Here is a 25353-nt window from a genome sequence, read left to right as displayed (position 1 = left end):
CGAAGTATCCTTATCTCAGGAAGCACAAGCTTTGGGGAAATCACTTCTGGCAAAGAGGGTATTTTGTGGACTCGGTAGGGGCAAACGAAGAAATAATGCGACGATATGTCCGGTACCAGGACAAGGTTGCCAAAGAGGAAGAAGAGAGACAAATACAGCCCGGACTGGAAGGGGAGTGTTTAAGCCCCCTTTTAGGGGGGCTGTGTCAAAGCCACCTGCTACGCAGGTGGATTATTTACTTTCGGCGCTTGCCGTCCGCCAGTGACAGCCATACCTGCAAACCGCAAAAATAGCGCCGCGGCGGCTCACGCATTCGACGTAAAAAAAAGCCCATCGTGGGAGATGGGCAAAGACTACACACAGCAATTCGTTGTTTCACTCAGGGGATTTCCATGCTTATAAATCAAGATGTTGATCTATAACCGTACCCTAATAGTAGACACAGCCTTTTTTTGCGTCGATCAGATTCATCTCAATAGTTAAACAGATGTGAAGATTATGCCGATGGCTTAACCTCGGAGAGGGGGAAACGAGGGAGAACGGAATTATTTTTATCAGTTTTTCTTATGATTAAGGCGAGTTTCCCCGCCTTCTTTTTTACTTTTCGCTGCTGGTATTACTGACGTTTAACGCTTCAAGTTCCGCCAGTACCTGAGCGGGATCTTTCGGCGGCGGTGGAACCTCCTGCAGCCAGGCATCAAACAGGCGCCAGGAGACGGCGAGCAGCACCGGACCGATAAACAAGCCAATCATCCCGAAGGCGATCAGCCCACCGATAACGCCGGAGAGAATCAGGATCATCGGCAGGTCTGCGCCCATACGAATCAGCATCGGGCGAATAACATTATCCATGGTGCCCACCACGCAGCTCCACACCAGCAGCACCGTACCCCAGGTGGTATCTCCGCTCCAGTAGAGCCAGATAATCGAGGGGATTAAGACAATCAGTGGTCCCAGCTGTACCAGACAGGTGAAGATCATGACCACGGTCAGCAGCGCGGCGTAAGGGACGCCGCTAATTGCCAGACCAATCCCTCCGAGCACCGCCTGAACCAGCGCAGTCACCACGACGCCCAGCGCCACCGCGCGAATTGCCTGACCAGCCAACAGCACCGCCGCATCGCCGCGTTTTGCCGCCAGACGCGTTGCGAAATAACGGAATCCATAGGCGACTTTCTCACCTTGCCAGTACAGCAGGGCGCTGAACAACAGCATCAGACCGCAGTAGACCAGCAGTTTGCCAATATGCGCCGCCTGACCGACGAACCAGGTGGTGGTGGTACCGATATAGGGACGAATTTTGGCCATAATGGCCGCACCGCCCATATCCAGCAGACCGTGCCAGGCAGCGTACAGCTTGTCGCCAATCAGCGGAACGCTATTGAGCCACGCTAAATCCGGCAGCGTGACATTCCCGGCGGAGATGAGTTTTATCAGCGGAATGCTGTTATCTACCAGGCTATTCACCAGTAGTGCAATGGGGATGACAAACAGTAAAAATAGCAAGAGGGTCATAACCAGCACGGCGAGGGCGCGCTTACCGAGCAGCAAACGTTGCAGTCGCAGCAGAACGGGCCAGGTGGCAATGACGACGGTGCCTGCCCAGGCGAAAGACAGAATAAAGGGTTGCACCACCCACAGACAGGAGATAATTATCAAGGCTAAGAATAGTACCGACAGCAGAATTTGCGGTATATCCCGGGGTTGGCGAGCGTTAATCATAAAGATATTTTACCTTTCCAGTCGCGTCAAAATGCTGGCGCCGCGTAGATCCAATACTGATAATAATATCAGTAATTTCACGGGCCTGATTTTGCACATAAATCTCGTGGGCGCATATGAAAAAAATGTGATAAAAAGTTGACTGCGCCACGCAATCGTTTAGTTATCCATACACAAAATCCTCCGGACGCATCGAGGCGGCGGTCGACTCCCGGCTCTCAGGCTATTTTTGTCCGGCGTGGTAACGGGTCAGCTTCACGCAAGGATTCGGCAGCAAATGCGCCAACAAGAGGCAGTCTGAAGGATGACATCTCTACAACACAACATAGTCAGGCAGGGTCAAGCATTATGATCCCACAAATTTCTCAAGCACCAGGTGTTGTTCAACTGGTATTGACTTTTTTGCAGGTACTGGAGCAACAAGGATTTACCGGCGATACCGCCACCAGCTATGCCGACAGGCTAACAATGGCGACAGATAACAGCGTTTATCAGCTGTTGCCGGATGCGATCTTATTTCCCCGCTCGACGGCGGATGTCGTCTTGCTGGCGCGGCTCGCCGCCGAAGAGCGCTTCAAATCGTTGGTCTTTACCCCGCGCGGCGGCGGCACCGGGACCAACGGCCAGGCGCTGAATGGGGGAATCATCGTCGATATGTCCCGCCATATGAACCGCATACTCGAAATCAACCCGGAAGAGGGATGGGTGCGTGTCGAAGCGGGCGTGATTAAGGATCAACTGAACCAGTATCTTAAACCGTACGGATACTTTTTTGCCCCGGAGCTTTCCACCAGTAACCGCGCTACCCTGGGCGGGATGATCAATACCGATGCCTCCGGCCAGGGGTCATTGGTCTATGGTAAAACCTCAGACCACGTCCTGGGCGTTCGTTCGGTGCTGATGGGCGGTGATATTCTTGATACACAGGCGATGCCTGTTGCCCTGGCGGAGACGCTGAGCCGGGAACAGTCGGCGATTGGACGGATTTACCGAACGGTATTTCAGCGTTGCAAAGCACAACGTCAGCTTATCGTCGACAAATTTCCGAAACTTAATCGCTTCCTGACCGGATATGACCTGCGCCATGTCTTTAATGATGACATGAGCGAGTTCGATCTGACCCGTATTCTCACCGGTTCGGAAGGGACACTGGCCTTTATCACCGAAGCGCGTCTCGATATTACTCGTCTGCCGAAAGTCCGCCGACTGGTGAATATCAAATACGATTCGTTTGACTCCGCGCTGCGCAACGCGCCGTTTATGGTCGAGGCGAAAGCGCTGTCGGTGGAGACTGTCGATTCAAAAGTCCTGAACCTGGCGCGCGAAGATATCGTCTGGCATTCGGTCAGCGAGCTGATTACCGATGTCCCGAATAAAGAGATGTTGGGGCTGAACATCGTCGAATTTGCCGGCGATGACGCCGCGCTTATCGACAACCAAGTGATCACGCTGTGCCAGCGCCTTGATGAGCTGATTGCCACCAACGAAGCGGGCGTCATCGGCTGGCAGGTCTGCAACGAACTGGACGGTGTTGAGCGCATCTACGCGATGCGCAAAAAAGCGGTGGGGCTGCTGGGGAATGCCAAAGGCGCCGCCAAGCCGATTCCTTTTGCAGAAGATACCTGCGTGCCGCCAGAACACCTTGCCGATTACATCGTCGAGTTTCGTGCGCTGCTCGACAGTCACGGTCTGAGCTACGGCATGTTTGGCCACGTTGACGCCGGCGTCCTGCACGTGCGTCCGGCGCTGGATATGTGCGATCCGCAGCAAGAAGTGCTGATGAAACAGATCTCCGACGAGGTCGTGGCGCTGACCGCGAAATACGGCGGCCTGCTATGGGGTGAACACGGAAAAGGCTTCCGTGCCGAGTACAGTCCGGCATTCTTTGGCGAAGAGCTTTACGGAGAGCTGCGAAAAGTCAAAGCAGCGTTCGATCCGCACAACCGTCTAAACCCGGGGAAAATCTGTCCGCCGGAAGGCGTAGATGCTCCGATGATGAAAGTGGACGCCGTGAAACGCGGCACCTGGGATCGCCAGATCCCGATCGCGGTGCGCAGCGCATGGCGCGGCGCGATGGAGTGTAACGGTAACGGCCTGTGCTTCAACTTTGATGTTAAAAGCCCGATGTGTCCGTCGATGAAGGTCAGCAATCACCGCATCCACTCGCCGAAAGGGCGCGCAACGCTGGTGCGCGAGTGGCTGCGTCTGCTGGCGGATCGTGGTATCGACCCCAATCAGCTGGAAAAAGATCTGCCGGAAAAACGCGCCAGCCTGCGTACTCTGGTGGCACGGACCCGCAACAGTTGGCATGCCCGTAAGGGGGAGTATGATTTCTCCCATGAGGTCAAAGAGGCGATGTCCGGCTGTCTGGCCTGTAAAGCGTGCTCTACCCAATGTCCGATTAAAATTGATGTTCCGGAATTCCGCTCGCGCTTCCTGCAACTTTACCACAGCCGCTATTTGCGGCCGGTTCGCGATCATCTGGTGGCGACGGTGGAATCCTATGCGCCGCTGATGGCTCAGGCGCCGAAGACATTCAATTTCTTTATTAACCAGCCGTGGATGCGCAAGCTGTCAGAGAAACACATCGGGATGGTGGATCTGCCGCTGCTCTCAACTCCATCACTGAAGCAGAGAATGGTGGGACATCGCTCGGCAAACATGACGCTGGAGCAGTTGGAAACGCTCAGCGCCGTGCAGAAAGCCAAAATGGTGCTGGTGGTGCAGGATCCGTTCACCAGCTATTACGATGCGCAGGTGGTGGCCGATTTTGTCCGTCTGGTTGAAAAAGTGGGCTACCAGCCGGTACTGTTGCCGTTCTCACCAAATGGTAAGGCGCAGCATATCAAAGGGTTCCTCTCGCGCTTTGCGCGTACGGCGCAGAAAACCGCAGACTTTCTCAACCGTGTGGCGCAGCTAGGCATGCCGATGGTTGGGGTCGATCCGGCGCTGGTGCTGTGCTATCGCGATGAGTACAACCAGGTACTGGGTGACAAACGAGGTGATTTCCGCGTGATGCTGGTGCACGAGTGGCTGCCGCAGGCGCTGCCGGAAGCTCGTGAACAGGAGAATGGTGGCGAAGCCTGGTATCTGTTTGGTCACTGTACGGAAGTCACGGCGCTACCCGCAGCACCGAAGCAGTGGGCAGAAATTTTTGCGCGCTTCGGTGCGAAACTGGAGAACGTCAGCGTGGGCTGTTGTGGGATGGCCGGAACCTACGGTCACGAGGTAAAAAACCATGCCAACTCGCTGGATATCTATGCGCTTTCTTGGCAACAGGCGATCCAGCGGTTACCGCGCAACCGTTGCCTGGTGACCGGATACTCCTGTCGCAGTCAGGTGAAGCGTATTGAAGGCAGCGGTGTTCGTCATCCGCTGCAGGCGCTGCTGGAGATTATTGGATGATTTGGAAACGTCAGACAACGCTGGAACAGCTTAACCGCATGGGTGACGGCAATATGGTCGGACTGCTGGATATTCATTTTGCCAGTGTCACCGATGATACCATCGAAGCCACCATGCCAGTGGATAGTCGCACGCATCAGCCGTTTGGTCTGCTACATGGCGGAGCATCCGTGGTACTGGCAGAAACGCTGGGCTCGGTTGCCGGCTATTTGTGCAGTGAAGGCGCGCAGAAGGTGGTAGGGCTGGAGGTGAATGCCAACCACATTCGCTCGGTGCGCAGTGGTCGGGTCAGGGGGGTCTGTAAAGCGTTGCATGTCGGATCGCGTCATCAGGTGTGGCAGATTGAAATCTTTGATGAACAGGGGCGTTTATGCTGCTCCTCGCGTCTGACCACGGCGGTAATCTGAGATAGCCGCAGCGGGCTGAGGCTATTCTCGTTCAAATATAAGGGGGAATATATTCCCCCTTATATTCAGCAGATTTTATTGCGTTTCATCTTTGATTGTTTCGCTGGGACCATTCTTTTGTACTGAGGCAATTCCTTTTTTCGCCGCCTCCTTCGAAGAATACATTTCACTGGTGGCGATGGTTTCATGGTTATCCGCTTTTAGCAGGAAATACCATGGCTGTGAAACGCTTTTCTCAGATTTTTTAATCACGTAATAGCCCATTCTTAACTCCTTGCGCATTAGCACCGACCCCATGATATGTAGACCATAGCGGCCAGTGCAGCAAGTTATCGGCGTTAAAAATATAATTCATGAATTATTAACGCTACATATGCTACTATTTTAAGTACGAAATACTTGTGAGTAACGAAGAGGACGGAGTTAACTATGGGTATCATTTCCTGGATCATTTTTGGGCTTATTGCCGGTATTTTGGCGAAGTGGATTATGCCAGGTAAAGACGGCGGCGGGTTTATCGTCACTATCATTCTGGGGGTCATTGGTGCGGTTGTAGGTGGTTGGATCAGCACATTCTTTGGCTACGGTAAGGTAGATGGATTTAATTTTGGCAGCTTTGTCGTGGCGGTAATCGGTGCATTAGTCGTCCTGTTTATCTACAGAAAGATTAAGAGTTAATATACCGTCATCACACAGGTATCCTCATCGCCGTCGGCGAAGAAGATATAGACATTGAGCGCCAAATCCGACGCAAAATAGCAAAAAAGCTGCCACGTTAACTGGCAGCTTTTTTTATGTCACTGACATTGCCGGTCAATGATACCGGCATATGGTGCCGGGATAACTCAGGGCAGATCGGGTACGGGAACGACTTCCACGCGTACTTCGTAATGTTTAGCGCTACTTGTCGGAATCAGCGCGGCCAGCTTAGTAATAGTCTCTGCCGGGGTATCGGTGGCAACCGTTGCTGAGAATAATACCGGTTTTCCCGGAGGGAATGGTGGCGGTAGGTGCATGGGCATTGGGCCACGTCCTGGCGGCATATCCATCATCGGCTGTCCAGCCTGATTTCCGGCGGGAACAGGGTCGTCATTTTTATCTGCCGCAAATGCGCTGGCTGCAACAATTGACACGGTGGCTAACAGAGCAATGATTGTTCTTTTCATCTTCGTTACCTCGCTGGAATATGGCTGGAATCTTAGAGGCAACGTAATTGATGAACAATCCCACTGGGGGCGAATCCTCTAAAACTCCTCATTTCATAACGAATGTGAAGCTCCGATGTGGGAAGCAGTGGGAGGGGCTGGCCTAGTTCAGCAATACGCTCATCACCAGCAGTACCACCATGCACATCGACATAATACTGATATCTATCATCCTGTACAGACAAACTCCAGGTAAGCACTGCCTCCGACTCAGGGCCGAAAACTGTAGGAAATTTAAGCAGGAATTGTACATCAATTTACCGGTAGAGAAAAAACCTTTATTCCTGGTTTTTGTCCGAATTTAACATGATAACCGCTCGGCTTTACCAGATAACAAATAGCCATCCAGAAGGATACTTATAGATAATTCTAAAAGAACAGCTCAAATGGCGCCTTGTCGTCGAATGGCACATAGAACAAGCTATTGATTTGACTGTCAGTGCTCATCATGTTGAATGGACTGTTTTCGATTTCAAAAATAGGTATTTCCGATGCACCTTTCTCATTGCCCGTCATCTCTCCACAAAAAGCTAAATAACTTATTATTTATCAATATATTAAATTACAAAATAGTCGCCTGATAACCTGCAGACGAGGGTCTATGCTTATAAAAAGCGAGATAAAAGGGTGTGCAAGGGGAATATCCCTTCTCCGGCTGGGTTGAAGTGATAATCGTTATCATTAACATGGTCGTATGCCCTTATGGCGCTAACCAATGAGGTAGAGCGATGGAATTAGAGACAGGAACCTTCAATCCCGATGAATTTAGCTGGCGTGGTCTGACGATGACCTCTGCGGCAGCCGCTCATGTTCGCGGCCTGGTGAGTCAACAGCCCGACAAGCAGGGGCTGCGTCTGGGGGTAAAAACCAGCGGCTGCGCCGGTTTTGCTTACGTACTCGAGCTGATTGCCGAGCCGGCAGAAGACGACCTGCTGTTTGAGCTCGACGGGGCGAAACTGTGGGCGCCGCTGCAGGCCATGCCGTTTATTGACGGAACGGAGCTGGATTATGTTCGGGAAGGATTAAATGAAATCTTTAAGTTTCATAACCCGAAAGCGCAGCATGAATGTGGCTGCGGCGAAAGCTTTGGGGTTCAGGCGGAGTAACTATGTCTCGTAATACTGAAGCAACTGACGATGTCAAAACCTGGTCCGACGGGCCGCTCAATTATAAAGAAGGCTTTTTTACCCGCTTAAAGACCGACGAGCTGGCGAAAGGCATCAACGAAGAGGTGGTGCGCGCCATTTCCGCCCGCCGGAATGAGCCTGAGTGGATGCTCGCGTTCCGTCTAAATGCGTACCACGCCTGGCTGGAGATGGAAGAGCCACACTGGTTGAAAGCGCACTATGAAAAGCTCAACTACCAGGATTACAGCTATTATTCGGCGCCGTCCTGCGGCAACTGCGATGATACCTGCGCTTCAGAGCCAGGCGCCGTGCAGCAAACCGGACCCGGCGCCTATCTGACTCAGGAAGTCGAAGAGGCTTTTAACCTGCTGGGTGTGCCGGTACGCGAAGGGCGCGAAGTCGCGGTTGACGCGATTTTCGACTCCGTTTCGGTCGCGACAACCTACCGGGAAAAACTGGCGGAACAGGGGATTATCTTCTGTTCGTTTGGTGAAGCGATCCACGATCACCCGGAGCTGGTGAAGCAATATCTCGGCACCGTGGTGCCGGGAAATGACAACTTTTTTGCCGCCCTGAATGCGGCGGTGGCCTCTGACGGCACCTTTATCTACGTACCAAAAGGGGTGCGTTGCCCGATGGAACTGTCGACCTATTTCCGCATTAATGCCGAAAAAACCGGCCAGTTCGAACGCACCATTCTGGTGGCTGATGAAGGCAGCTACGTCAGCTATATCGAAGGGTGTTCCGCCCCGGTGCGGGACAGCTACCAACTGCATGCGGCGGTGGTCGAGGTGATTATTCACAAAGACGCCGAGGTGAAATATTCCACGGTGCAAAACTGGTTCCCCGGAGATAACAACACCGGCGGGATTTTGAACTTTGTCACCAAACGCGCGCTGTGCGAAGGCGAAAACAGCAAGATGTCATGGACGCAGTCAGAAACGGGGTCCGCCATCACCTGGAAGTATCCGAGCTGCATTCTGCGCGGCGATAACTCCATCGGCGAATTTTTCTCCGTGGCGTTGACCAGCGGGCATCAGCAGGCAGACACCGGCACCAAGATGATCCACATCGGCAAAAACACCCGTTCGACGATTATCTCGAAAGGGATTTCCGCCGGGAAAAGCCAGAACAGCTACCGTGGGTTGGTCAAAATTATGCCGACCGCCACCAATGCGCGTAATTTCACCCAATGTGACTCGATGCTGATTGGGCCGGACTGCGGGGCGCATACTTTCCCGTACGTGGAGTGTCGCAACGACAGCGCGCAGCTGGAGCATGAAGCCACCACCTCGCGGATCGGCGAAGACCAGTTGTTCTACTGTCTGCAGCGTGGCATCAGCGAAGACAATGCTATCTCGATGATTGTCAACGGCTTCTGTAAAGATGTCTTCTCAGAACTGCCGCTGGAGTTTGCCGTCGAAGCGCAAAAACTGCTGGCTATCAGTCTGGAACACAGCGTCGGCTAAGCGCCAGGCTTTACGAATTAAGGGAAACGAGATGTTAAGTATCAAAAATTTGCAGGTCGCCGTTGAAGACAAAGAGATCCTGCGCGGATTAAATCTGGAAATCCGTCCTGGCGAAGTGCACGCCATTATGGGGCCGAACGGCTCCGGTAAAAGTACCCTTTCTGCGACGCTGGCCGGACGTGAAGACTATGAGGTGGTCGGCGGTAGCGTGGATTTTAAAGGTAAAGATTTGCTCAGCCTCGCGCCAGAAGACCGCGCTGGCGAAGGCATTTTTATGGCCTTCCAATACCCGGTCGAGATTCCTGGCGTCAGCAACCAGTTTTTCCTGCAAACGGCACTCAACTCGGTCCGTGGCTATCGCGGCCAGGATGAGTTAGACCGTTTCGACTTTCAGGATCTCATGGAAGAGAAAATTAAACTGCTGAAGATGCCGGAAGATTTACTGACTCGTTCGGTGAACGTGGGCTTCTCCGGCGGTGAAAAGAAGCGCAACGATATCCTGCAAATGGCCGTGCTGGAGCCGGACCTGTGCATTCTTGATGAATCGGATTCTGGGCTGGATATCGACGCCCTGAAGATCGTCTCTGATGGCGTTAATGCGTTACGCGACGGCAAGCGCGCATTTATTATCGTTACCCACTATCAGCGTATTCTCGACTATATCAAGCCTGATTACGTCCATGTGCTCTATCAGGGGCGAATCGTCAAATCCGGCGATTTTACCCTTGTCAAACAACTGGAGGAGCAGGGCTATGGCTGGCTTACCGAACAGCAGTAACGCGTTGCAGCAGTGGCATCATCTGTTTGAGGCGCTGGGAGAGCGGCGAACGCCCGAAGCCCGCCAGCATCTCCAGCAGGTACTGCGCCTCGGTCTGCCGACGCGCAAACATGAAGACTGGAAATATACGCCGCTGGATACGCTGAGCAAAGGCAGGTTTGTCGCGCTTCAGCCGGGTACTTTAACGGCGACAGAGCGGGATCTCCGGGCGCTGTCGGTGGACGCATGGCGGCTGGTCTTCATCGATGGGTTGCTCAGCGAGACGTTAAGCGACAACCTGGCCGACAGCGGTTACGACGTCAGCGTGGAGGCCGATCGGCAGGGGTTGCCTGACCCGGTGCAGCCGGAAGTTTTCCTGCATCTCACGGAGAGCCTTGCACAGACCGTGACCCGAATCCGCGTAAAACGTCATCAGCGGCCGTCCAGGCCGCTGCTGCTCATGCATGTAACGCGTGGGGGGACGGGCGACGAGGTGAACACTGCCCACTATCGCCATCATCTTGAACTGGAAACCGGCGCCGGGGCCACGATTATCGAGCACTATCTGAGCCTGGATGAACAGCGCCACTTTACCGGCGCGCGTCTGACGATGTCGGTGGCGGATAATGCCCATCTGCAGCATATCAAACTGGCATTTGAAAATGCGCAGAGCAACCACTTTGCCCACAACGATCTCTTGCTGGGACGTGATGCTTCGGCCTTCAGCAGCAGCTTTTTGCTCGGCGGTGCGGTATTGCGCCACCACACCAGCACCCAACTGCTGGGGGAGAACGGCACCCTGCGGATCAACTCCCTGGCGATGCCGGTCAACAATGAGGTCTGTGACAGCCGAACCTGGCTCGATCATCGCGTTGGCTACTGTAATAGCCGCCAGTTGCATAAAACCATCGTCAGCGATAAAGGGCGGGCGGTGTTTAACGGTCTGATTAATGTCGCGAAGCACGCGATTAAAACCGATGGTCAGATGACGAACAATAATTTGCTGTTGGGGCGTCTGGCGGAAGTGGATACCCGGCCGCAGCTGGAAATTTATGCCGACGACGTCAAGTGTAGCCACGGCGCCACCATCGGGCGCATTGACAATGAACAGCTGTTCTATCTCCGTTCGCGCGGCATTACCCACCAGGCGGCACAGCATATGATCCTGTACGCTTTCGCCGCCGAGTTGACGGAAGCGATTGGCGATGACGCGCTCAGGGCGCAGATTCTGGCGCGAATTGGTCAACGTCTACCGGGAGAAAAAGCATGACATTTTCTGTTGAACGGATACGCGCGGATTTTCCGTTGTTTAGCCGGGAGGTCAACGGTCAACCGCTGGTCTATCTCGACAGTGCCGCCAGCGCGCAAAAACCAGAGGTGGTGATTCGCGCTGAGGCGGAGTTTTATCGCCACGGCTATGCCGCCGTCCATCGCGGTATTCATACGCTGAGCGCAGAGGCGACGGCGCGGATGGAACAGGTGCGCCAGCAGGCGGCGAAGTTCCTGAATGCCCGCTCAGCGGAAGAGTTGGTGTTCGTCCGTGGGACCACCGAAGGCATTAATCTGGTGGCCAACAGTTGGGGGAACGTGAACGTCGGCGCCGGCGATAACATCATCATCAGCGCCATGGAGCATCACGCGAATATCGTTCCCTGGCAGATGCTCTGCGCCCGGGTGGGGGCAGAACTGCGGGTTATACCGCTCACTCCGGACGGCACTCTGCAGCTGGATGCCATTCCGGCGCTGTTTGATGAACGGACCCGCCTGCTGGCCATTACCCAGGTATCCAACGTACTGGGGACGGAAAACCCGCTGGCGGCCTTGATTGCGCTTGCCCGGCAGCATGGGGCAAAAGTGCTGGTGGACGGGGCGCAGGCGGTGATGCACCATGCGGTGGATGTGCAAGCGCTGGACTGCGATTTTTATGTTTTCTCCGGGCATAAGCTGTACGGCCCGACCGGGATTGGCATTCTGTATGTCAAAGCGGCGTTGTTGCAGGCGATGCCGCCGTGGGAGGGGGGAGGGTCAATGATCGCCAGCGTCAGCCTGACCGAAGGGACGACATGGGCGAAAGCGCCGTGGCGCTTCGAAGCAGGCACCCCGAATACCGGCGGGATTATCGGCCTTGGCGCCGCGCTGGAGTACGTCAGCTCACTGGGGCTGGCGCAGATTGGCGAATATGAGCAGACGCTAATGCGTTATGCCTTGCAGGCGCTGAAGGCGGTGCCTGATTTGACCCTGTATGGCTCTGACGAGCGTCTGGGGGTGATCGCCTTTAATCTTGGCACGCATCATGCCTACGACGTGGGCAGCTTCCTGGATAATTACGGTATTGCCATACGCACCGGTCACCATTGCGCGATGCCGCTGATGGCATTTTACAACGTACCGGCCATGTGTCGGGCTTCGTTAGCGATGTACAATACCACGGAAGAGGTGGATCGCCTGGTCGCAGGGCTGCAGCGTATCCACACGCTATTGGGTTAAAGGAAGCAATCATGGCGGCATTACCGGATAAAGACAAATTGCTGCGCAACTTTAGTCGTTGCGCGAACTGGGAAGAGAAGTACCTCTATATTATCGAACTCGGCCAGCGGCTGGCACCGCTGAGTGACGAGGAGCATACTGCGCAAAATATTATTCAGGGCTGCCAGAGCCAGGTGTGGATCGTGGTAGAACAAGGGGAAGGCGGGGGGCTATCGTTGCGCGGCGATAGCGATGCGGCGATCGTCAAAGGGCTTATTGCCGTGGTCTTTATCCTTTATAACCAGATGACGGCCAAAGATATCACCGATTTTGATGTCCGACCGTGGTTTGAAAAAATGGCGCTCACCCAGCATCTTACCCCGTCACGATCTCAGGGCCTGGAAGCCATGATTCGTGCAATTCGCGCGAAAGCTGAAAATCTTAGCTAGAATAAACAGGTAGATTTCATTCTGTTACGTCAGGCCGGATGTGATGCCTGCCTGACAGCAGATCCTGGCGTTTTATCAGCGAAAGAAGGAATCTCAGTATGAAACGCGCGTCTCTTATCACCGTAGCCCTTCTGACAGCTCTCAGCGTCTTACACGGCGCCTGGGCGGTAGATTACCCACTTCCCCCGGCTAACAGTCGGCTCATTGGCCAGAATCAATGGTGGACGGTACAGGAAGGGGATCGCAATCTGCAGGCGATTGCCCGCCATTTCGATACGGCGGCGATGCTGATTCTCGAAGCCAACGACACTCTTGCGCCAGTGGAACCCAAACCCGGGACTGAGGTATTAATTCCCTCACAGATGCTGCTGCCGGATGTTCCTCGGGAAGGTATTGTCGTGAACCTGGCGGAACTGCGGCTGTACTACTTCCCACCGGGACAGAACCTGGTTCAGGTTTATCCGTTGGGTATTGGTCAGCAAGGTCTGGAGACGCCGGAGATGATCACGCGCGTCGGGCAGAAGATCCCCAATCCGACCTGGACGCCGACAGCGGGCATCCGTGCGCGTTCGCTGGAGAAAGGTATCAAGTTGCCGCCAGTGGTGCCGGCGGGGCCAAATAACCCGTTAGGGCGCTATGCGCTGCGTCTGGCGTATGGCAACGGCGAATACCTTATCCATGGTACCAGTGCCCCGGATAGCGTTGGCCTGCGGGTCAGTTCGGGCTGTATGCGGATGAACGCCGCGGACATCCAGGCGCTGTTCAGTCAGGTAAAAACGGGGACGCCGGTGCGCGTTATCAACCAGCCGGTGAAATTTGCGATTGAGCCGGACGGTAAGCGCTATGTCGAAGTTCATCGGCCTCTGACGCAGGATGAAGCGGGCAATACTCGTACGCTTCCGTACACGCTGCCAGCGGCCTTCCATCAGTTTGCCGGAGATAAGGCCGTAGACGATGCGCAGCTTAAGAAAGCGCTGTCCCGACGCGCGGGCTATCCGGTGGTGATCTCTGCAGGCAACGAGGCGGCGAACAGCGGAGCGCTGACGACGATGTCTGTGCAGAATGCACCGGTGGACGAAGCGAAAAGAGTGCAGTAGTGCGGGGGCAAGGGAAGAGCGGACAAAAAAATGGCGCACAGTGTGCGCCATTTTTATTACACAGGTACTATTACTTACGGTATTTAGTAGCCTGGTTGTCCAGACGCTGGTTAGCGCGTGCTGCGTCGTCTTTAGCAGCCTGGACGTCAGAACGGATTGCGTTCACGTCGTTGCTCAGCTGGTCAACTTTAGCGTTCAGAGTCTGAACGTCAGAAGACAGTTGATCGATTTTAGCATTGCTGGAGCAACCAGCCAGCAGAGTAGAACCCAGGATTACCGCGCCCAGTACCAGTTTAGTACGATTCATTATTAATACCCTCTAGATTGAGTTAATCTCCATGTAGCGTTACAAGTATTACACAAACTTTTTTGGGATGAGAATATTTTTTTACGGTAATACGCTTATTTTTGATCGTTCGCTCAAAGAAACATCGAATCTGGCGGATTAGTTTAAAAATCTTTGTGAAAACAGCACGCTTCCATCGGATTCATCTTAGATAATCTCTTATTAAATAGTAAATTCCGATTTGCATTTTTATTAAGAGTAGCTATTGAATGAATAAAAAAAAGCGCCTGCGAGAGGCGCTTTTTAAAACGAATTAACCTGTAAATGATTACAGCACGTGCACGGATGCCGTATTGGTGGTTCCGCTCGGGACCAATGCGCCAGAGACCATGACAACCACGTCGCCTTTACGCGCCAGTCCGCTCTGCAGCGCCAGTTCTTTGCCCAGGATGTAGAAATCATCGGTGGAGGAGAGCTGGTCAACCAGCAGCGGCACCACGCCTTTGGTCAGCACCAGCTGGCGGGCGGTGGTTTCATTGGTGGTCAACGCCAGGATAGTGGCATCCGGGAAGTATTTACGCACGGCGCGCGCAGATTTACCGCCCTGGGTTGCGACAACAATCAGCGGAGCTTCCAGTTTTTCTGCCGTTTCGACCGCACCACGACACACGGCTTCGGTGATCCGCAGTTTACGGTTGTCGTTGTTGAAATCCAGACGGCTGGTCATCACGCGATCGGTACGTTCGCAGATGGTGGCCATGATGGTGACAGCTTCCAGCGGGTATTTCCCTTTGGCGGATTCGCCAGACAGCATTACCGCATCGGTACCGTCGAGGATGGCGTTCGCTACGTCGCCGGCTTCTGCGCGGGTCGGACGCGGGTTTTTGATCATGGAATCCAGCATCTGCGTTGCGGTGATAACCACTTTACGCGCACGGATACATTTTTCGATGATCATTTTCTGGGCGAAGATAACTTCTTCAACCGGGATTTCAACGCCCATGTCGCCACGAGCAACCATGATGCCGTCAGACGCTTCGAGAATCTCGTCGAAGTTGTTCAGGCCTTCCTGGTTTTCAATTTTGGAGATGATCTGGATGTTTTCGCCGCCGTGGGCTTTCAGATGCTCGCGGATTTCGACCACGTCAGAACGCTTACGGATAAAGGAAGCAGCAACAAAATCAACACCTTGCTCGCAACCAAAGATCAGGTCCTGCTTATCTTTTTCAGCCAGCGCCGGCAGAGCAATAGATACGCCCGGCAGGTTAACACCTTTGTTTTCGCCCAGGTCGCCGTTGTTCAGCACTTTACAGATGACGTTCTTACCTTCGATGGCAGTGACTTCCATGCCGATCAAACCATCGTCAACCAGAACGGTGTTGCCGACGGACAGGTCGGCAGTGAAACCTTCATAGGTTACGGCGACGATTTCGTTATTGCCGACGACGGATTTATCGGTGGTGAAGGTGAATGTCTGACCCGCTTTCAGGGAGACGTCATTGCCGCCTTCCAGCTTGATGGTACGAATTTCCGGACCTTTAGTATCCAGCAGGATAGCCGCTGTCTTACCGGTTTTGCTCAGCACGTTACGCAGGTTCTTGATGCGTTGACCGTGTTCTGCATAGTCACCGTGAGAGAAGTTCAGACGCATGACGTTCATGCCCGCGTCCAGCATTTTGGACAGCATCTCTTCGGATTCGGTTTTCGGACCGATGGTGCAAACAATTTTGGTCTTTTTCATGAAAGTTTTAGTCTTTAAGTTGTGAAGGATATGGAAATCTCGCTCCGTAGGCGCACGGCCATGGAGTCAAACCTGTATTGCGAAAGTTGCTCTGCCACGCTCTAAGAATAGGTGACAACAAAAGAGCGTGCAGAAGAAAGTGTGCTGGCGGTTCAGCCCATGAAAAGAGGCAGTATTTTATGCGTTTAGTTGTGCAGTCCAATGCGCTGAAACCATTCAAGAAAGAATCGGGGGCATTATACGCCGCCGAAACAAAAAAGGAAAATGAAAACGACGTTTCATTATCTCCCATAAAAATGTAACAAAACCCAAACCATTTCAAATCTTCTTCGCAACATATTTTTTCATCAGTCGCCAGCAATAACCCCCCCTATTGTGCCGATTTACTCGCGGTTATCCCCTGGAAATAGCGCTCTGGTGTAAAAAGAGTGCGCTGGTTTGATTTATCACGAAAACATATCAATAATGATTTGATTGATAATGATAATTTGTGAGCCGTAAAGAATGGGAAATAAAGCCAGAGACGACGAGTTGTACCAGGAAATGTGCCGGGTGGTAGGTAAAGTGGTGCTTGAAATGCGCGATCTCGGTCAAGAGCCAAAACATATCGTGATTGCCGGGGTGGTGCGTACCTCGCTGGCCAACCCGAAAATCACCCGCTCAGAACTGACCAAAGAAGCGATGGCGAAGGTGATCCACGCCTTGTCTGGTCACGATTAGCCTTCCTGCTGTGGATTGCACAGGCTCAGGAAATCACAAAACGCAATACCGCTTTCACCGCAATATCGCAGTGGTGGGCGACCATCTCTGTATCGTCGATAGCCGGTAGCGGGTCGTCGAGGAAGAGACTGTTGAAGGTGTAAAAGTTCGACACCTGATAAAAGCTAAAGCTGCTGATCAGCCGGTGGACGTCCCGCGCCTGTAGACCTTCCTGAAAAATACCCTGCTGCTGCCCGCGTTGCAGAATATCCTGCAGAATCGACAGGGCGGTTCGGTTCAGCGGTTTCAACTGCCCTGATGACTGCAACCATTTACCGCGCTGCATATTCTCCATGCAAATTACCCGCATAAAGTCTGCATGGGTGGCGTGATAACGCACACTCCAGCGCACCAGTTGCACTAGCGCTTCAACCGGCGGAAGCTGTTCCAGCCCGAGCTGCTGTTCGGTTTCGCGAATGCGCGCATAGACATGCTGCAGTACCTCCTGGTACAGCAGCTCCTTCGTTTTGAAGTAGTAAACCACCATGCGTTTGGTTGTCTGCGCCTCGGTGGCAATTTGTTCCATGCGCGCCCCGGACAGCCCGTGTTCGGCAAAGACGACGATTGCGGCGGTGAAAATCCGCTTCTTCAGGGACTGCGCTTCATCATGAGCCACGACAGACATAACCACTCCTTTTTTCCGAGAGACAAAAAATACACATAATGATCACAAATTAGCAACCTTGCGTGGCACAAGTGAACCAAATGATTCATATTCAGGGCTCACGTCTGTTGATGACACGAGGACCTATGCTGCGCTCCATTGCCACCGTTTCGATTTCCGGCACCTTGCCCGAAAAGCTCCATGCTATTGCGGCTGCGGGTTATCAAGGCGTCGAAATCTTTGAAAACGATCTGCTTTATTATACCGGCACGCCGGCGGATATTCGCAATCTGGCGGCTGATTTAGGGCTAAAAATCACGCTTTTTCAACCCTTTCGCGATTTTGAAGGCGCCAGCCGTAGCCAGTTCGCGGCGAATATGGAACGGGCGAAGTGGAAATTCGCGCTGATGCATGAGCTGGGCTGCGACACATTGCTCCTGTGCAGCAATGTGCAGCCGGACTGTTCCGCCGATGTTGCGCTGCAGGTCGCGGATCTCGCCGCGCTCGCCGCGCTGGCAGAGCAGGAAAAGATCGTCATCGGCTACGAAGCGCTGGCCTGGGGAACACACGTCAACCGCTGGTATCAGGCCTGGGAACGGGTGAAAAGCGTGAACAGCCCGGCGTTGGGGATTGTCCTGGATAGCTTTCATATTCTGGCTCGCGGCGATAATTTACGGCGGTTGCATGAAGTTCCGGTGAACAAAATCACCTTCCTGCAGCTGGCGGATGCGCCGCTGATGAAGATGGATGTCCTCGAATGGAGCCGCCATTTCCGCTGTTTTCCAGGGCAAGGACAGCTGCCGCTGGTGGACTTTGCCCGCGACCTGACCCGCTGCGGTTACCGCGGCCCGTGGTCGCTGGAGATTTTTAATGACGGCTTCCGCGCTTCGCCGAACGGCGCAACGGCGAAAGATGGCTACCGCTCGCTACAATGGCTGGAAGAGCAGACCCGCCAACGGCTGGAAGGCAGCGGTACGTCGCTGTTTCACGCCGCGACACTGCCGGACTATCTCGGACTGGAATTTATCGAATTTGCCGCCAGCCCATCGGAAGCGCAGGCCCTCGGCCAGCGTCTGTCGCAGTTGGGGTTCTGTCAGGAAGGCTGCCACCGTTCGAAACAGGTGGCGCTGTGGCGCAACGGTGGCGCGCGAGCGATTGTGAACTACCAGCCGCACAGTTGGGCCGACCATTTTCACCAGCGCCACGGGGTCTCGCTGTGTGCGATGGCACTGTGCGTCAGCCGCAGTGCGGCGATTGTTGAGCGCGCCCGCGCTTATGGCTACGCCACCTGGCAAGGCGATGCCGGGCCTAATGAAAGCCCGATTCCGGCCATTTGCGCCCCCGATGGCAGCCTGATCTATTTAATCGAAGCCGGTGACGATATCTACACCCGCGATTTTCATCTGCATGATGCGCCGGCGCTACGCGATGACTACAGCGGCATCGATCATCTGGCGCTGGGGATGGAGGCGGAGAGTCGTGATAACTGGATTATCTTTTTCCGCACCGTCTTCGGTTTCACCCTCGAACATGAACAGACGCTGCCGGACCCATATGGTCTGGTGCGCAGTCTGGCGGTTCACAGCCCACAGGGCAATATTCGCCTGGCGTTGAATATCTCCCAGAGCCGCGCCACGCAGATTGCCCGGTCGGTGGCCTGCTACCAGGGCGCGGGTTTGCAGCACGCGGCTTTTGCCTGCCGTCACCTGGCGGGGACCCTTGACGACCTGCCGCAGGCCTGCGCTCACGCGCTGCCGATTCCGGCTAATTACTATGATGATCTGCTGGCGCGCTATGGCGAGTCGGTGGACGTAGCGACGCTGCAACGTCTGCACATTCTCTATGACCGCGATCCGCGCGGCGGGGAGTTCTTCCACCTCTATACCCGTCCGTTCTCGGCGGGGCGCTTTTTCTTCGAATTGACCGAAAGACGCGATGGCTATGCCCTGTACGGTGCGGCCAATGCCGCCGTTCGTCTGTCGGCGATGCAATACAGTTAGTAATGTATCAAATGGTTCGTTGAGTACAACATCGTCAATACAATAACAACATTCATCTGCACCCTATGACAGGAAAACGACTATGAACGCGTACAGCTATAACCACACGGCAGCGGCACAAGCTGCAACCGCCGTGCCGCGATCCCGGCGGCGGATTGGAATTCTTGCGCTGCTGGCTATCGGCACGATGATTAACTACCTCGACCGGACTGTGCTGGGGATCGCGGCCCCCAGTTTAACTTCCGAACTGGGGATTGATCCGGCGGTGATGGGGATCGTCTTTTCCGCCTTCGCCTGGACCTACGCGCTGGCGCAGATTCCCGGCGGCCTGTTCCTCGACCGTTTCGGCAACAAAGTGACCTACTGCCTGGCGCTGGCGCTGTGGTCGCTGTTTACGTTGTTTCACGGCATGGCAATAGGGCTGAAAACCCTGCTGCTGTGCCGCTTTGGGCTGGGAGTCAGCGAGGCGCCCTGTTTCCCGGTAAACAGCCGGGTGGTTAGCGCGTGGTTCCCGCAACAGGAGAGGGCTAAGGCAACGGCAGTCTATACCGTCGGGGAGTACCTCGGGCTGGCCTGCTTCTCACCGCTGCTGTTCTGGATTATGGGCAGTTTCGGCTGGCGGGCGCTGTTTATCAGCGTCGGCGCTGTCGGCGTGCTGTTTGCGCTGGTGTGGTGGCGCTGCTACCGCGAACCGCATGAAGACAAGCACCTCAGCCAGCAGGAGCGAGACCATATTGTCAACGGTGGCGGCCTCGTGACGGCGAGGGACCAACAAACAGCTTTCAGCTGGCCGCTGGTGCGTCAGCTGGTGGGGAAACGGCAAATTCTGGGCGCCAGCATCGGCCAGTTTGCCGGAAATACGGTGCTGGTGTTTTTCCTCACCTGGTTCCCGACCTATCTGGCCACCGTGCGTCATATGCCGTGGCTGAAGGTGGGATTCTTCGCCATTCTGCCGTTCCTTGCTGCTGCTGGCGGCGTGATGTTCGGCGGCTGGATCTCCGACAAGCTGCTGAAAGCCACCGGCTCGGCCAACATCGCGCGTAAGCTGCCGATCGTCGCCGGTCTGCTGATGGCCAGCAGCATTATTTCCGCCAACTGGCTGAGCAGCGATCTGGCGGTGATTCTGATGATGTCATTCGCCTTCTTTGGTCAGGGAATGGTCGGCCTGGGCTGGACGTTGATCTCCGATATCGCACCGAAAGGGCTGGGCGGTCTGACCGGTGGCCTGTTTAACTTCTGCACTAACCTTGCGGGGATCCTCACGCCGCTGGTGATTGGCTTTATCGTCGCGGCTTCCGGCGACTTCTTCTATGCGCTGATCTATGTCGGCGGCGCGGCGATGCTTGGTGTCGTGGCGTATGTGTTTATTCTTGGCGATGTCAAACGCATCGAACTATCGCAGTAAAGGAGCAGAGGATGATAATTAGTGGCAATACGCAGCTGATCGCGCATCTGGGCTATCCGACCGGCGGCTTTAAGGCGCCGATGATCTATAACCCGTGGTTCGCCCGACAGCAGGTGGATGTCAAAGTGGTGCCCACAGGGGTGAAGCCGGAGGCGCTGGCGACGGTGGTTCCGGCGCTGTTTACGCTGACCAACATTATCGGTGCGCTGGTCACGATGCCGCACAAGATTGCCACCTGCGGGCTGGTGCAGCGCCTCAGCCCCACGGCGACTATCGCCGGCGCCTGCAACGCCATCCGCCGCGAGGCCGACGGCACGCTGAGCGGCGATATGTTTGATGGCGACGGTTTTGTGCTCGGCATCCGGCGTAAAGGCTTTCAGCCTGAGGGCGCGCGGGCGCTGGTGGTCGGCTGTGGCGGTGTGGGGTCGGCGATCGCCGCTTCACTGGCAGCGGCTGGGGTGCGCGCACTTACGCTTTACGATAGCCGTGCCGATGCTGCGCATGCGCTGGCGAGCCGTCTGCGGCAACACTATCCGCTGCTGGATATCAGCCTGATGCAGCGCGATCCGCAGGGGCACGATCTGGTGGTGAACGCCACGCCGCTGGGGATGAAGGCGGGGGATCCGCTGCCGCTGGACCCTCAGCGCTTGACGCCCGGCACCTGGGTGGGGGAAGTGGTGATGACTCAGGCCGTTACGCCGCTGCTGCAGGCCGCGGAGGCGCGCGGTTGTCCGGTTCAGCGCGGCACTGACATGTTGTTTGAAATGATCCCAGCCTATCTGCGTTTCTTCAACCTGCCGGTAGCGACCCCGGAACAGCTGCGCGAGCTGGCGGAAATTCGCTACTGAATCGGCGGTGGTGAGGTTACTATATCGCTCTGTTTCCGGGTGTTTAGCGAGTAATCACGATGACCACCGCAGTCGTGCTGCTGGCGGCGGGGAGCCTGAAAGGGGCTTTTATCCCGCTGCTGGCACGTTTCCATCAGCGTACCGGTATTCTGGTCGAGGCCCATTTTGGTCCCGCAGGTTTGCTGCGTGAGCAAATTGAAGCCGGGGCGGCGTGTTCGGTATTCGCCTCTGCCAACCGTCAGCATCCCCAGGCGTTGCGCCAGGCCGGGAGAGCGGGGGAATGTCATTTGTTTGCCCGCAATCAACTGATGTTGACTGCCCGTCGCGCCGTCTCCGATGAGATGGCCGACTGGCTCGCGCTCCTCACTAACCCGCGGCTGCGTCTGGCAACATCAACGCCGGGCTGCGACCCTTCCGGCGACTATGCCTGGCAACTATTTGAGCGGATTGAAGCCCGCTTCCCCGGCGTCGGCAGCGCCATGATGGCCCGTGCTCAGCCGCTGGTCGGGGGACGGCAGTCACTCAGCGTCCCGCCTGGCGAGACGGCGGGAGCCTGGCTTATCCGCGAAGGGTTAACCGACCTGTTTATCGGCTATGCGCATTACGCCAGTCAGATGGTCATGGCTAACGATCTGCGGACGGTAGCGATTCCGTCGCCGTGGAATATCCAGGCCGATTACCTGCTGACGACGCTCGACGAGAGCGCCGGGGCACAGCGGCTGTGTCGCTTCATTCTCGGCGCTGAAGGCCAGCACTCTCTGCAGGCTACGGGTTTTTTGCCGGCTAACGCCGAATCGTAAACTGCGGCGCCAGCAGCGGTATATCTGAACCGGGGTGTTCAATTTTATGCACCACCAGGCCGTAAGCCCGTTGCAGATGAGCCTCGCTCAGCACATCCCCGGAGCGTCCCGCCAGCCACTCGCCGTCGGGCAACAGCAGCAGCGTATGGCTGGCGATCTGCAGGGCATGGGTGGGGTCATGAGTGGTGAACATCACGGTGCGCGACTGGCGATGGGCCAGGTCGCTGATAAGCTGCAGCACCACCTGCTGATTGCAAAGGTCCAGCGCCGAGCAGGGCTCATCGAGCAGAATATTCTGGCTGGCGCCTACCAACGCACGGGCAATCAGTACCAGCTGTTGCTGGCCACCGGAGAGTGAACGAAACGCGCGGTTTGCGAGATCGGCAATGCTCAACTGACGTAAAGCCTCCTCGACCCGTCGCTCATCCTCAATGTCCGGTTGGGCAAACAGATTGACCTGCCGGGCGCGGCCCATCAACACCACCTCACGTACCTGCCAGTTGAAGGCCGGGCGGAACGATTGCGGCACAATCGCGATGCCGCCTTCACTGTGGACACTCCCGCCAAGCGGCGGCAGCACACCGCTGAGGGTGTCGAGCAGGGTGCTTTTCCCGCGCCCGTTGGCACCGAGCACCGCCCAGGTTTCGCCGGACAGGCACTGCAGACTGAGCGGTTGGAAGAGCGGCTGACGGTGGCCGTAGCGCAGTGCTGACAGGCGAAGCGACATGGTCATCAGACCGCTCCCCGACGACATGCGTGGATCAGCAGCCCGCTGAACAGCGGAGCGCCGAGCAACGCGGTAATAATGCCGACGGGGATCTCCGCTTGGGTCAGCGAGCGGGCCAGATCGTCGACCGCGATCATAAATCCGCCGCCGAGCCAGAAGGCGGTGGGCAGCAGACGGCGGTGGTCGGCGCCGACCAGCAGTCGCGCCAGGTGCGGGATCACCAGCCCCACCCAGGCGATGCTGCCGCTGACCGCCACCTGGGCGGCCACCAGCACCGCGCAGCATAACAGCACGCCGCGGCGTAGCGCGGTAACTGAGACGCCGAGCCCGCGCGCGTCTTTCTCCTCCAGCGCCAGCAGGTTAATCCGCCAGCGCAGCGCGATCAGCAGCGCGGTGCTGACCAGTATCGGCAGCGCCATCAGCGCCACTTTGTGCCAGTTGGCGGTGGCGAAGCTGCCCAGCAACCAGAAGACGATATTCGGCAGCGTCTCTTCGGTGTCGGCCAGATATTGCATCAGGCTGACGAGAGCGGCGAAAAAACCGCTGAGAATGATCCCGGAAAGAATCAGCACCAGCGTGTTCTCCCGCCCCTGCAGCGCCGCAATCAGGTACACCAGCATTAAGGCCAGCAGGCCAAAACCGAAAGTGGAGGTCATCATCAGCACGTTGTCCATCCCCAGCAGGATAGCCAGCGTGCCGCCAAACGCGGAGCCGGAGGTGACGCCAATGATATGGGGATCCACCAGCGGGTTCTGGAACACGCCCTGCAACGTGGCGCCACACAGACCGAGCGCGCCGCCGGCCAGCAGCGCCATGAGCACGCGCGGCAGGCGCACCGACCAGACGATTTGCCCGGCTATGCCATCAGCGGGCGACAGATGCCCCAGTTGGCTGAACACTTCGCACAGGCTCAGGTGATACTGGCCAGCGCAGAGTGAGGCGACAGCAATCAACAAGGTTGCCAGCGCCAGCCCGCCTTGCAACAGCACCGGGTGACGATTACTGAGCATCCGGCGTCCACTTCACGCGATAAAATCGCTGGTAGTATTCCTGCGCTTTGCCATCCACATCCACGCCGTTATAGCGGGAAGGATAAAGCTTTTTGGCCATCCACAGTTCGCCGAGGGCCAACGCTTCCGGCATCGGGTAACCCCAGGCTTTGGCATACTCCGGCATCAGCCAGACGCGGTGGTGTTTGACCGCATCAATTCCTTGCCATTGCGGGTCGGATTCGATCTGTTTGACCACCTGCGGATAACGGTCCTGGACAAAGATCACCTGCGGATCCCACTGTAAAACTTGCTCCAGTGATACCTGGCGTGCGCCCTTGACCGAGGCCGCCGCGACGTTCAGTGCGCCGGCATGTTTCATCATCAGGCCGGTGTATTTGCCGGAGCCGTAGGTGTTGAGATCCGGGTTGGCCATATAGACGCGTACTCGCTGATCGTCGGGGATATCGGCGACCGGCGCGTTGGCCTCTTTACGGGCCGCAAATGCGGCGCGAATCAGCGTTTCCGCCTGGTTTTTACGATCGACCACCTCGCCAATCAGACGAATACCCTGCTTTAACCCTTCGTCATAAGCCTGCTCTTCGTCGGCCATCGACGGGTTCATCTTGTTTTTTTCACCCGCGGCGTCCTGGCGTAATGAGATAGCCACCACCAGGATCCCGGCATTCTGAATCTGCTGAATCATCGCCTGCGGCGCATAGTTGGCGACAAACACCACCTGCGGATGCAGCGCCAGCAGGCTTTCGATATTCACCTGGGTTAAATCTCCTGGCGTCGGCAGCTGTTCAATCCCCGGCATAAAGCGGGCGAAAGCCGGGCCGAGCTGTTTTTTCCAACTGCTCATCACGCCGACAATCTCATCGGCAGCATTAAGCTGCACCAGCAAGTTAAGGGTCTGATGCTGGAGAACGACGGCGCGGGTAATGTGATCAGGAAGCGTCACCTCGCGGCCAAGTTGGTCGGTGACGGTACGGTCGGCAAAGGCATGACCGGCAAACAGGCAGGCGCTGACCAGCGTCAGCCCCGGTAAGCAACGGGGTCGTTTTGACATGAGAGGACTCGGCTATGT

25 protein-coding genes, 1 other RNA gene and 1 pseudogene are annotated in these 25353 nt (G+C 55.8%); 16 read left to right on the top strand and 11 right to left on the bottom strand.

What is annotated here, in order from left to right; genetic code table 11:
* A pseudogene (locus tag ACZAHD_RS06730) lies at positions 1-143 on the top strand (transposase); the annotation flags it as partial.
* Between the two features lie 175 nt (positions 144-318).
* Here the strand turns inward: ACZAHD_RS06730 and rprA are convergent.
* Both rprA and ydiK read right to left on the bottom strand, forming a co-directional pair.
* An RNA gene (rprA, locus tag ACZAHD_RS06725) (antisense sRNA RprA) lies at positions 319-426 on the bottom strand.
* Positions 427-597: 171 nt separating this feature from the next.
* Positions 598-1722 carry an AI-2E family transporter YdiK gene (gene ydiK, locus ACZAHD_RS06720; RefSeq protein ID WP_462456083.1) on the bottom strand — a complete coding sequence of 375 codons (1125 nt, stop codon included), beginning with the start codon at positions 1720-1722 and terminating at the stop codon, positions 598-600.
* A gap of 348 nt (positions 1723-2070) precedes the next feature.
* Here ydiK and ydiJ point away from each other — a divergent pair, with 348 nt between their 5' ends.
* Together ydiJ and menI are read left to right on the top strand one after the other, a co-directional pair.
* Positions 2071-5127, top strand: coding sequence for a D-2-hydroxyglutarate dehydrogenase YdiJ (gene ydiJ / locus ACZAHD_RS06715; protein ID WP_462456082.1), 3057 nt, complete (start codon positions 2071-2073; stop codon positions 5125-5127).
* The gene (gene menI, locus ACZAHD_RS06710; protein ID WP_462456081.1) at positions 5124-5534 is read left to right on the top strand and encodes a 1,4-dihydroxy-2-naphthoyl-CoA hydrolase; all 411 of its coding nucleotides are present in this window, start codon (positions 5124-5126) and stop codon (positions 5532-5534) included. The genes ydiJ and menI overlap by 4 nt, the downstream gene beginning before the upstream one ends.
* Positions 5535-5609: 75 nt before the next feature.
* On the opposite strand, the gene ACZAHD_RS06705 is transcribed toward menI, so the two are convergent.
* Positions 5610-5798, bottom strand: a complete 189-nt coding sequence (locus tag ACZAHD_RS06705; RefSeq protein WP_004863298.1) for a YegP family protein — start codon at positions 5796-5798, stop codon at positions 5610-5612.
* A gap of 165 nt (positions 5799-5963) precedes the next feature.
* Between ACZAHD_RS06705 and ACZAHD_RS06700 the strand changes: the two genes are divergently transcribed.
* Positions 5964-6212, top strand: a complete 249-nt coding sequence (locus ACZAHD_RS06700; RefSeq protein ID WP_462456080.1) for a GlsB/YeaQ/YmgE family stress response membrane protein — start codon at positions 5964-5966, stop codon at positions 6210-6212.
* A 167-nt stretch (positions 6213-6379) separates the two neighbouring features.
* On the opposite strand, the gene ACZAHD_RS06695 is transcribed toward ACZAHD_RS06700, so the two are convergent.
* Positions 6380-6700 (bottom strand): hypothetical protein, encoded by a 321-nt coding sequence (locus ACZAHD_RS06695; RefSeq protein ID WP_462456079.1) that lies wholly within the window; start codon positions 6698-6700, stop codon positions 6380-6382.
* A gap of 767 nt (positions 6701-7467) precedes the next feature.
* Here ACZAHD_RS06695 and sufA point away from each other — a divergent pair.
* The 7 genes from sufA to ldtE all read left to right on the top strand — a co-directional run bounded on the left by sufA (position 7468) and on the right by ldtE (position 14104).
* Positions 7468-7845, top strand: coding sequence for a Fe-S cluster assembly scaffold SufA (gene sufA, locus ACZAHD_RS06690; RefSeq protein WP_462456078.1), 378 nt, complete (start codon positions 7468-7470; stop codon positions 7843-7845).
* 2 nt (positions 7846-7847) lie between these two features.
* On the top strand, positions 7848-9335 hold the full coding sequence (gene sufB, locus ACZAHD_RS06685) for a Fe-S cluster assembly protein SufB (protein ID WP_462456077.1): 1488 nt from the start codon (positions 7848-7850) through the stop codon (positions 9333-9335).
* Positions 9336-9366: 31 nt separating this feature from the next.
* Positions 9367-10113: a Fe-S cluster assembly ATPase SufC gene (gene sufC, locus ACZAHD_RS06680; RefSeq protein WP_462456076.1), complete on the top strand. Its 747-nt coding sequence runs from the start codon at positions 9367-9369 to the stop codon at positions 10111-10113.
* Complete coding sequence (gene sufD / locus ACZAHD_RS06675) at positions 10088-11362, top strand: Fe-S cluster assembly protein SufD (protein WP_462456075.1); 1275 nt, start codon at positions 10088-10090, stop codon at positions 11360-11362. The genes sufC and sufD overlap by 26 nt, the downstream gene beginning before the upstream one ends.
* Positions 11359-12579 carry a cysteine desulfurase SufS gene (gene sufS, locus ACZAHD_RS06670; RefSeq protein ID WP_462456074.1) on the top strand — a complete coding sequence of 407 codons (1221 nt, stop codon included), beginning with the start codon at positions 11359-11361 and terminating at the stop codon, positions 12577-12579. Before sufD ends, sufS begins: the two co-directional genes overlap by 4 nt.
* Before the next feature lie 11 nt (positions 12580-12590).
* Positions 12591-13007, top strand: coding sequence for a cysteine desulfuration protein SufE (gene sufE / locus ACZAHD_RS06665; protein ID WP_462456073.1), 417 nt, complete (start codon positions 12591-12593; stop codon positions 13005-13007).
* A gap of 98 nt (positions 13008-13105) precedes the next feature.
* Positions 13106-14104: a L,D-transpeptidase LdtE gene (gene ldtE, locus ACZAHD_RS06660; protein WP_462456072.1), complete on the top strand. Its 999-nt coding sequence runs from the start codon at positions 13106-13108 to the stop codon at positions 14102-14104.
* Positions 14105-14174: 70 nt separating this feature from the next.
* Here ldtE and lpp read toward each other — a convergent pair whose 3' ends face one another.
* The 3 genes from lpp to ynhH all read right to left on the bottom strand — a co-directional run bounded on the left by lpp (position 14175) and on the right by ynhH (position 16423).
* Complete coding sequence (gene lpp / locus ACZAHD_RS06655) at positions 14175-14411, bottom strand: murein lipoprotein Lpp (RefSeq protein ID WP_010430241.1); 237 nt, start codon at positions 14409-14411, stop codon at positions 14175-14177.
* Between the two features lie 307 nt (positions 14412-14718).
* Positions 14719-16131: a pyruvate kinase PykF gene (gene pykF / locus ACZAHD_RS06650; protein WP_462456071.1), complete on the bottom strand. Its 1413-nt coding sequence runs from the start codon at positions 16129-16131 to the stop codon at positions 14719-14721.
* Between the two features lie 7 nt (positions 16132-16138).
* Positions 16139-16423: a protein YnhH gene (gene ynhH / locus ACZAHD_RS06645; protein ID WP_462456086.1), complete on the bottom strand. Its 285-nt coding sequence runs from the start codon at positions 16421-16423 to the stop codon at positions 16139-16141.
* 212 nt (positions 16424-16635) lie between these two features.
* On the opposite strand from ynhH, the gene fumD reads away from it, so the two are divergent.
* Positions 16636-16851: a fumarate hydratase FumD gene (gene fumD, locus ACZAHD_RS06640; RefSeq protein WP_462456070.1), complete on the top strand. Its 216-nt coding sequence runs from the start codon at positions 16636-16638 to the stop codon at positions 16849-16851.
* Positions 16852-16876: 25 nt separating this feature from the next.
* Here the strand turns inward: fumD and ACZAHD_RS06635 are convergent, their stop codons facing one another.
* Positions 16877-17515, bottom strand: coding sequence for a TetR family transcriptional regulator (locus ACZAHD_RS06635; protein WP_462456069.1), 639 nt, complete (start codon positions 17513-17515; stop codon positions 16877-16879).
* A 125-nt stretch (positions 17516-17640) separates the two neighbouring features.
* On the opposite strand from ACZAHD_RS06635, the gene ACZAHD_RS06630 reads away from it, so the two are divergent.
* The 4 genes from ACZAHD_RS06630 (at position 17641) to ACZAHD_RS06615 (ending at position 22547) form a co-directional block, all read left to right on the top strand.
* The gene (locus ACZAHD_RS06630) at positions 17641-19494 is read left to right on the top strand and encodes a bifunctional sugar phosphate isomerase/epimerase/4-hydroxyphenylpyruvate dioxygenase family protein (protein ID WP_462456068.1); all 1854 of its coding nucleotides are present in this window, start codon (positions 17641-17643) and stop codon (positions 19492-19494) included.
* Between the two features lie 82 nt (positions 19495-19576).
* Positions 19577-20899: an MFS transporter gene (locus ACZAHD_RS06625; protein WP_462456067.1), complete on the top strand. Its 1323-nt coding sequence runs from the start codon at positions 19577-19579 to the stop codon at positions 20897-20899.
* Positions 20900-20910: 11 nt separating this feature from the next.
* Positions 20911-21747 carry a shikimate dehydrogenase family protein gene (locus ACZAHD_RS06620; protein WP_462456066.1) on the top strand — a complete coding sequence of 279 codons (837 nt, stop codon included), beginning with the start codon at positions 20911-20913 and terminating at the stop codon, positions 21745-21747.
* A gap of 59 nt (positions 21748-21806) precedes the next feature.
* Positions 21807-22547 carry a substrate-binding domain-containing protein gene (locus ACZAHD_RS06615; RefSeq protein ID WP_462456065.1) on the top strand — a complete coding sequence of 247 codons (741 nt, stop codon included), beginning with the start codon at positions 21807-21809 and terminating at the stop codon, positions 22545-22547.
* Here the strand turns inward: ACZAHD_RS06615 and ACZAHD_RS06610 are convergent.
* The 3 genes from ACZAHD_RS06610 to ACZAHD_RS06600 are packed head-to-tail and all read right to left on the bottom strand — an operon-like array spanning position 22531 to position 25335.
* Complete coding sequence (locus ACZAHD_RS06610; RefSeq protein ID WP_462456064.1) at positions 22531-23280, bottom strand: ABC transporter ATP-binding protein; 750 nt, start codon at positions 23278-23280, stop codon at positions 22531-22533. The two genes, ACZAHD_RS06615 and ACZAHD_RS06610, sit on opposite strands and share 17 nt — an antisense overlap.
* A complete protein-coding gene (locus ACZAHD_RS06605) occupies positions 23280-24284 on the bottom strand; it encodes a FecCD family ABC transporter permease (RefSeq protein WP_462456063.1) in 1005 nt (334 codons plus the stop codon). Before ACZAHD_RS06605 ends, ACZAHD_RS06610 begins: the two co-directional genes overlap by 1 nt.
* A complete protein-coding gene (locus tag ACZAHD_RS06600) occupies positions 24274-25335 on the bottom strand; it encodes an ABC transporter substrate-binding protein (protein ID WP_462456062.1) in 1062 nt (353 codons plus the stop codon). Before ACZAHD_RS06600 ends, ACZAHD_RS06605 begins: the two co-directional genes overlap by 11 nt.
* Positions 25336-25353: the final 18 nt, after the last annotated feature.

The organism is Raoultella sp. (genome assembly GCF_039594335.1).
GTDB lineage: Bacteria > Pseudomonadota > Gammaproteobacteria > Enterobacterales > Enterobacteriaceae > Klebsiella.
Note: the sequence above shows the minus strand (reverse complement) of the source record. Positions and strands in the feature narration are given on the sequence as shown.

What these genes read in the sequence shown, in the direction of transcription:
- ACZAHD_RS06610 (WP_462456064.1), bottom strand. Translation starts at nt 23,280, where the DNA reads ATGACCATGTCGCTTCGCCTGTCAGCACTGCGCTACGGCCACCGTCAG.
- sufS (WP_462456074.1), top strand. Translation starts at nt 11,359, where the DNA reads ATGACATTTTCTGTTGAACGGATACGCGCGGATTTTCCGTTGTTTAGC.
- sufE (WP_462456073.1), top strand. Translation starts at nt 12,591, where the DNA reads ATGGCGGCATTACCGGATAAAGACAAATTGCTGCGCAACTTTAGTCGT.
- ACZAHD_RS06600 (WP_462456062.1), bottom strand. Translation starts at nt 25,335, where the DNA reads ATGTCAAAACGACCCCGTTGCTTACCGGGGCTGACGCTGGTCAGCGCC.
- ynhH (WP_462456086.1), bottom strand. Translation starts at nt 16,423, where the DNA reads ATGGGAGATAATGAAACGTCGTTTTCATTTTCCTTTTTTGTTTCGGCG.
- sufD (WP_462456075.1), top strand. Translation starts at nt 10,088, where the DNA reads ATGGCTGGCTTACCGAACAGCAGTAACGCGTTGCAGCAGTGGCATCAT.
- ACZAHD_RS06605 (WP_462456063.1), bottom strand. Translation starts at nt 24,284, where the DNA reads ATGCTCAGTAATCGTCACCCGGTGCTGTTGCAAGGCGGGCTGGCGCTG.
- ydiK (WP_462456083.1), bottom strand. Translation starts at nt 1,722, where the DNA reads ATGATTAACGCTCGCCAACCCCGGGATATACCGCAAATTCTGCTGTCG.
- ydiJ (WP_462456082.1), top strand. Translation starts at nt 2,071, where the DNA reads ATGATCCCACAAATTTCTCAAGCACCAGGTGTTGTTCAACTGGTATTG.
- ACZAHD_RS06630 (WP_462456068.1), top strand. Translation starts at nt 17,641, where the DNA reads ATGCTGCGCTCCATTGCCACCGTTTCGATTTCCGGCACCTTGCCCGAA.
- pykF (WP_462456071.1), bottom strand. Translation starts at nt 16,131, where the DNA reads ATGAAAAAGACCAAAATTGTTTGCACCATCGGTCCGAAAACCGAATCC.
- sufC (WP_462456076.1), top strand. Translation starts at nt 9,367, where the DNA reads ATGTTAAGTATCAAAAATTTGCAGGTCGCCGTTGAAGACAAAGAGATC.
- ACZAHD_RS06705 (WP_004863298.1), bottom strand. Translation starts at nt 5,798, where the DNA reads ATGGGCTATTACGTGATTAAAAAATCTGAGAAAAGCGTTTCACAGCCA.
- menI (WP_462456081.1), top strand. Translation starts at nt 5,124, where the DNA reads ATGATTTGGAAACGTCAGACAACGCTGGAACAGCTTAACCGCATGGGT.
- ACZAHD_RS06615 (WP_462456065.1), top strand. Translation starts at nt 21,807, where the DNA reads ATGACCACCGCAGTCGTGCTGCTGGCGGCGGGGAGCCTGAAAGGGGCT.
- ACZAHD_RS06625 (WP_462456067.1), top strand. Translation starts at nt 19,577, where the DNA reads ATGAACGCGTACAGCTATAACCACACGGCAGCGGCACAAGCTGCAACC.
- lpp (WP_010430241.1), bottom strand. Translation starts at nt 14,411, where the DNA reads ATGAATCGTACTAAACTGGTACTGGGCGCGGTAATCCTGGGTTCTACT.
- ACZAHD_RS06620 (WP_462456066.1), top strand. Translation starts at nt 20,911, where the DNA reads ATGATAATTAGTGGCAATACGCAGCTGATCGCGCATCTGGGCTATCCG.
- ACZAHD_RS06700 (WP_462456080.1), top strand. Translation starts at nt 5,964, where the DNA reads ATGGGTATCATTTCCTGGATCATTTTTGGGCTTATTGCCGGTATTTTG.
- sufA (WP_462456078.1), top strand. Translation starts at nt 7,468, where the DNA reads ATGGAATTAGAGACAGGAACCTTCAATCCCGATGAATTTAGCTGGCGT.
- ldtE (WP_462456072.1), top strand. Translation starts at nt 13,106, where the DNA reads ATGAAACGCGCGTCTCTTATCACCGTAGCCCTTCTGACAGCTCTCAGC.
- ACZAHD_RS06695 (WP_462456079.1), bottom strand. Translation starts at nt 6,700, where the DNA reads ATGAAAAGAACAATCATTGCTCTGTTAGCCACCGTGTCAATTGTTGCA.
- sufB (WP_462456077.1), top strand. Translation starts at nt 7,848, where the DNA reads ATGTCTCGTAATACTGAAGCAACTGACGATGTCAAAACCTGGTCCGAC.
- fumD (WP_462456070.1), top strand. Translation starts at nt 16,636, where the DNA reads ATGGGAAATAAAGCCAGAGACGACGAGTTGTACCAGGAAATGTGCCGG.
- ACZAHD_RS06635 (WP_462456069.1), bottom strand. Translation starts at nt 17,515, where the DNA reads ATGTCTGTCGTGGCTCATGATGAAGCGCAGTCCCTGAAGAAGCGGATT.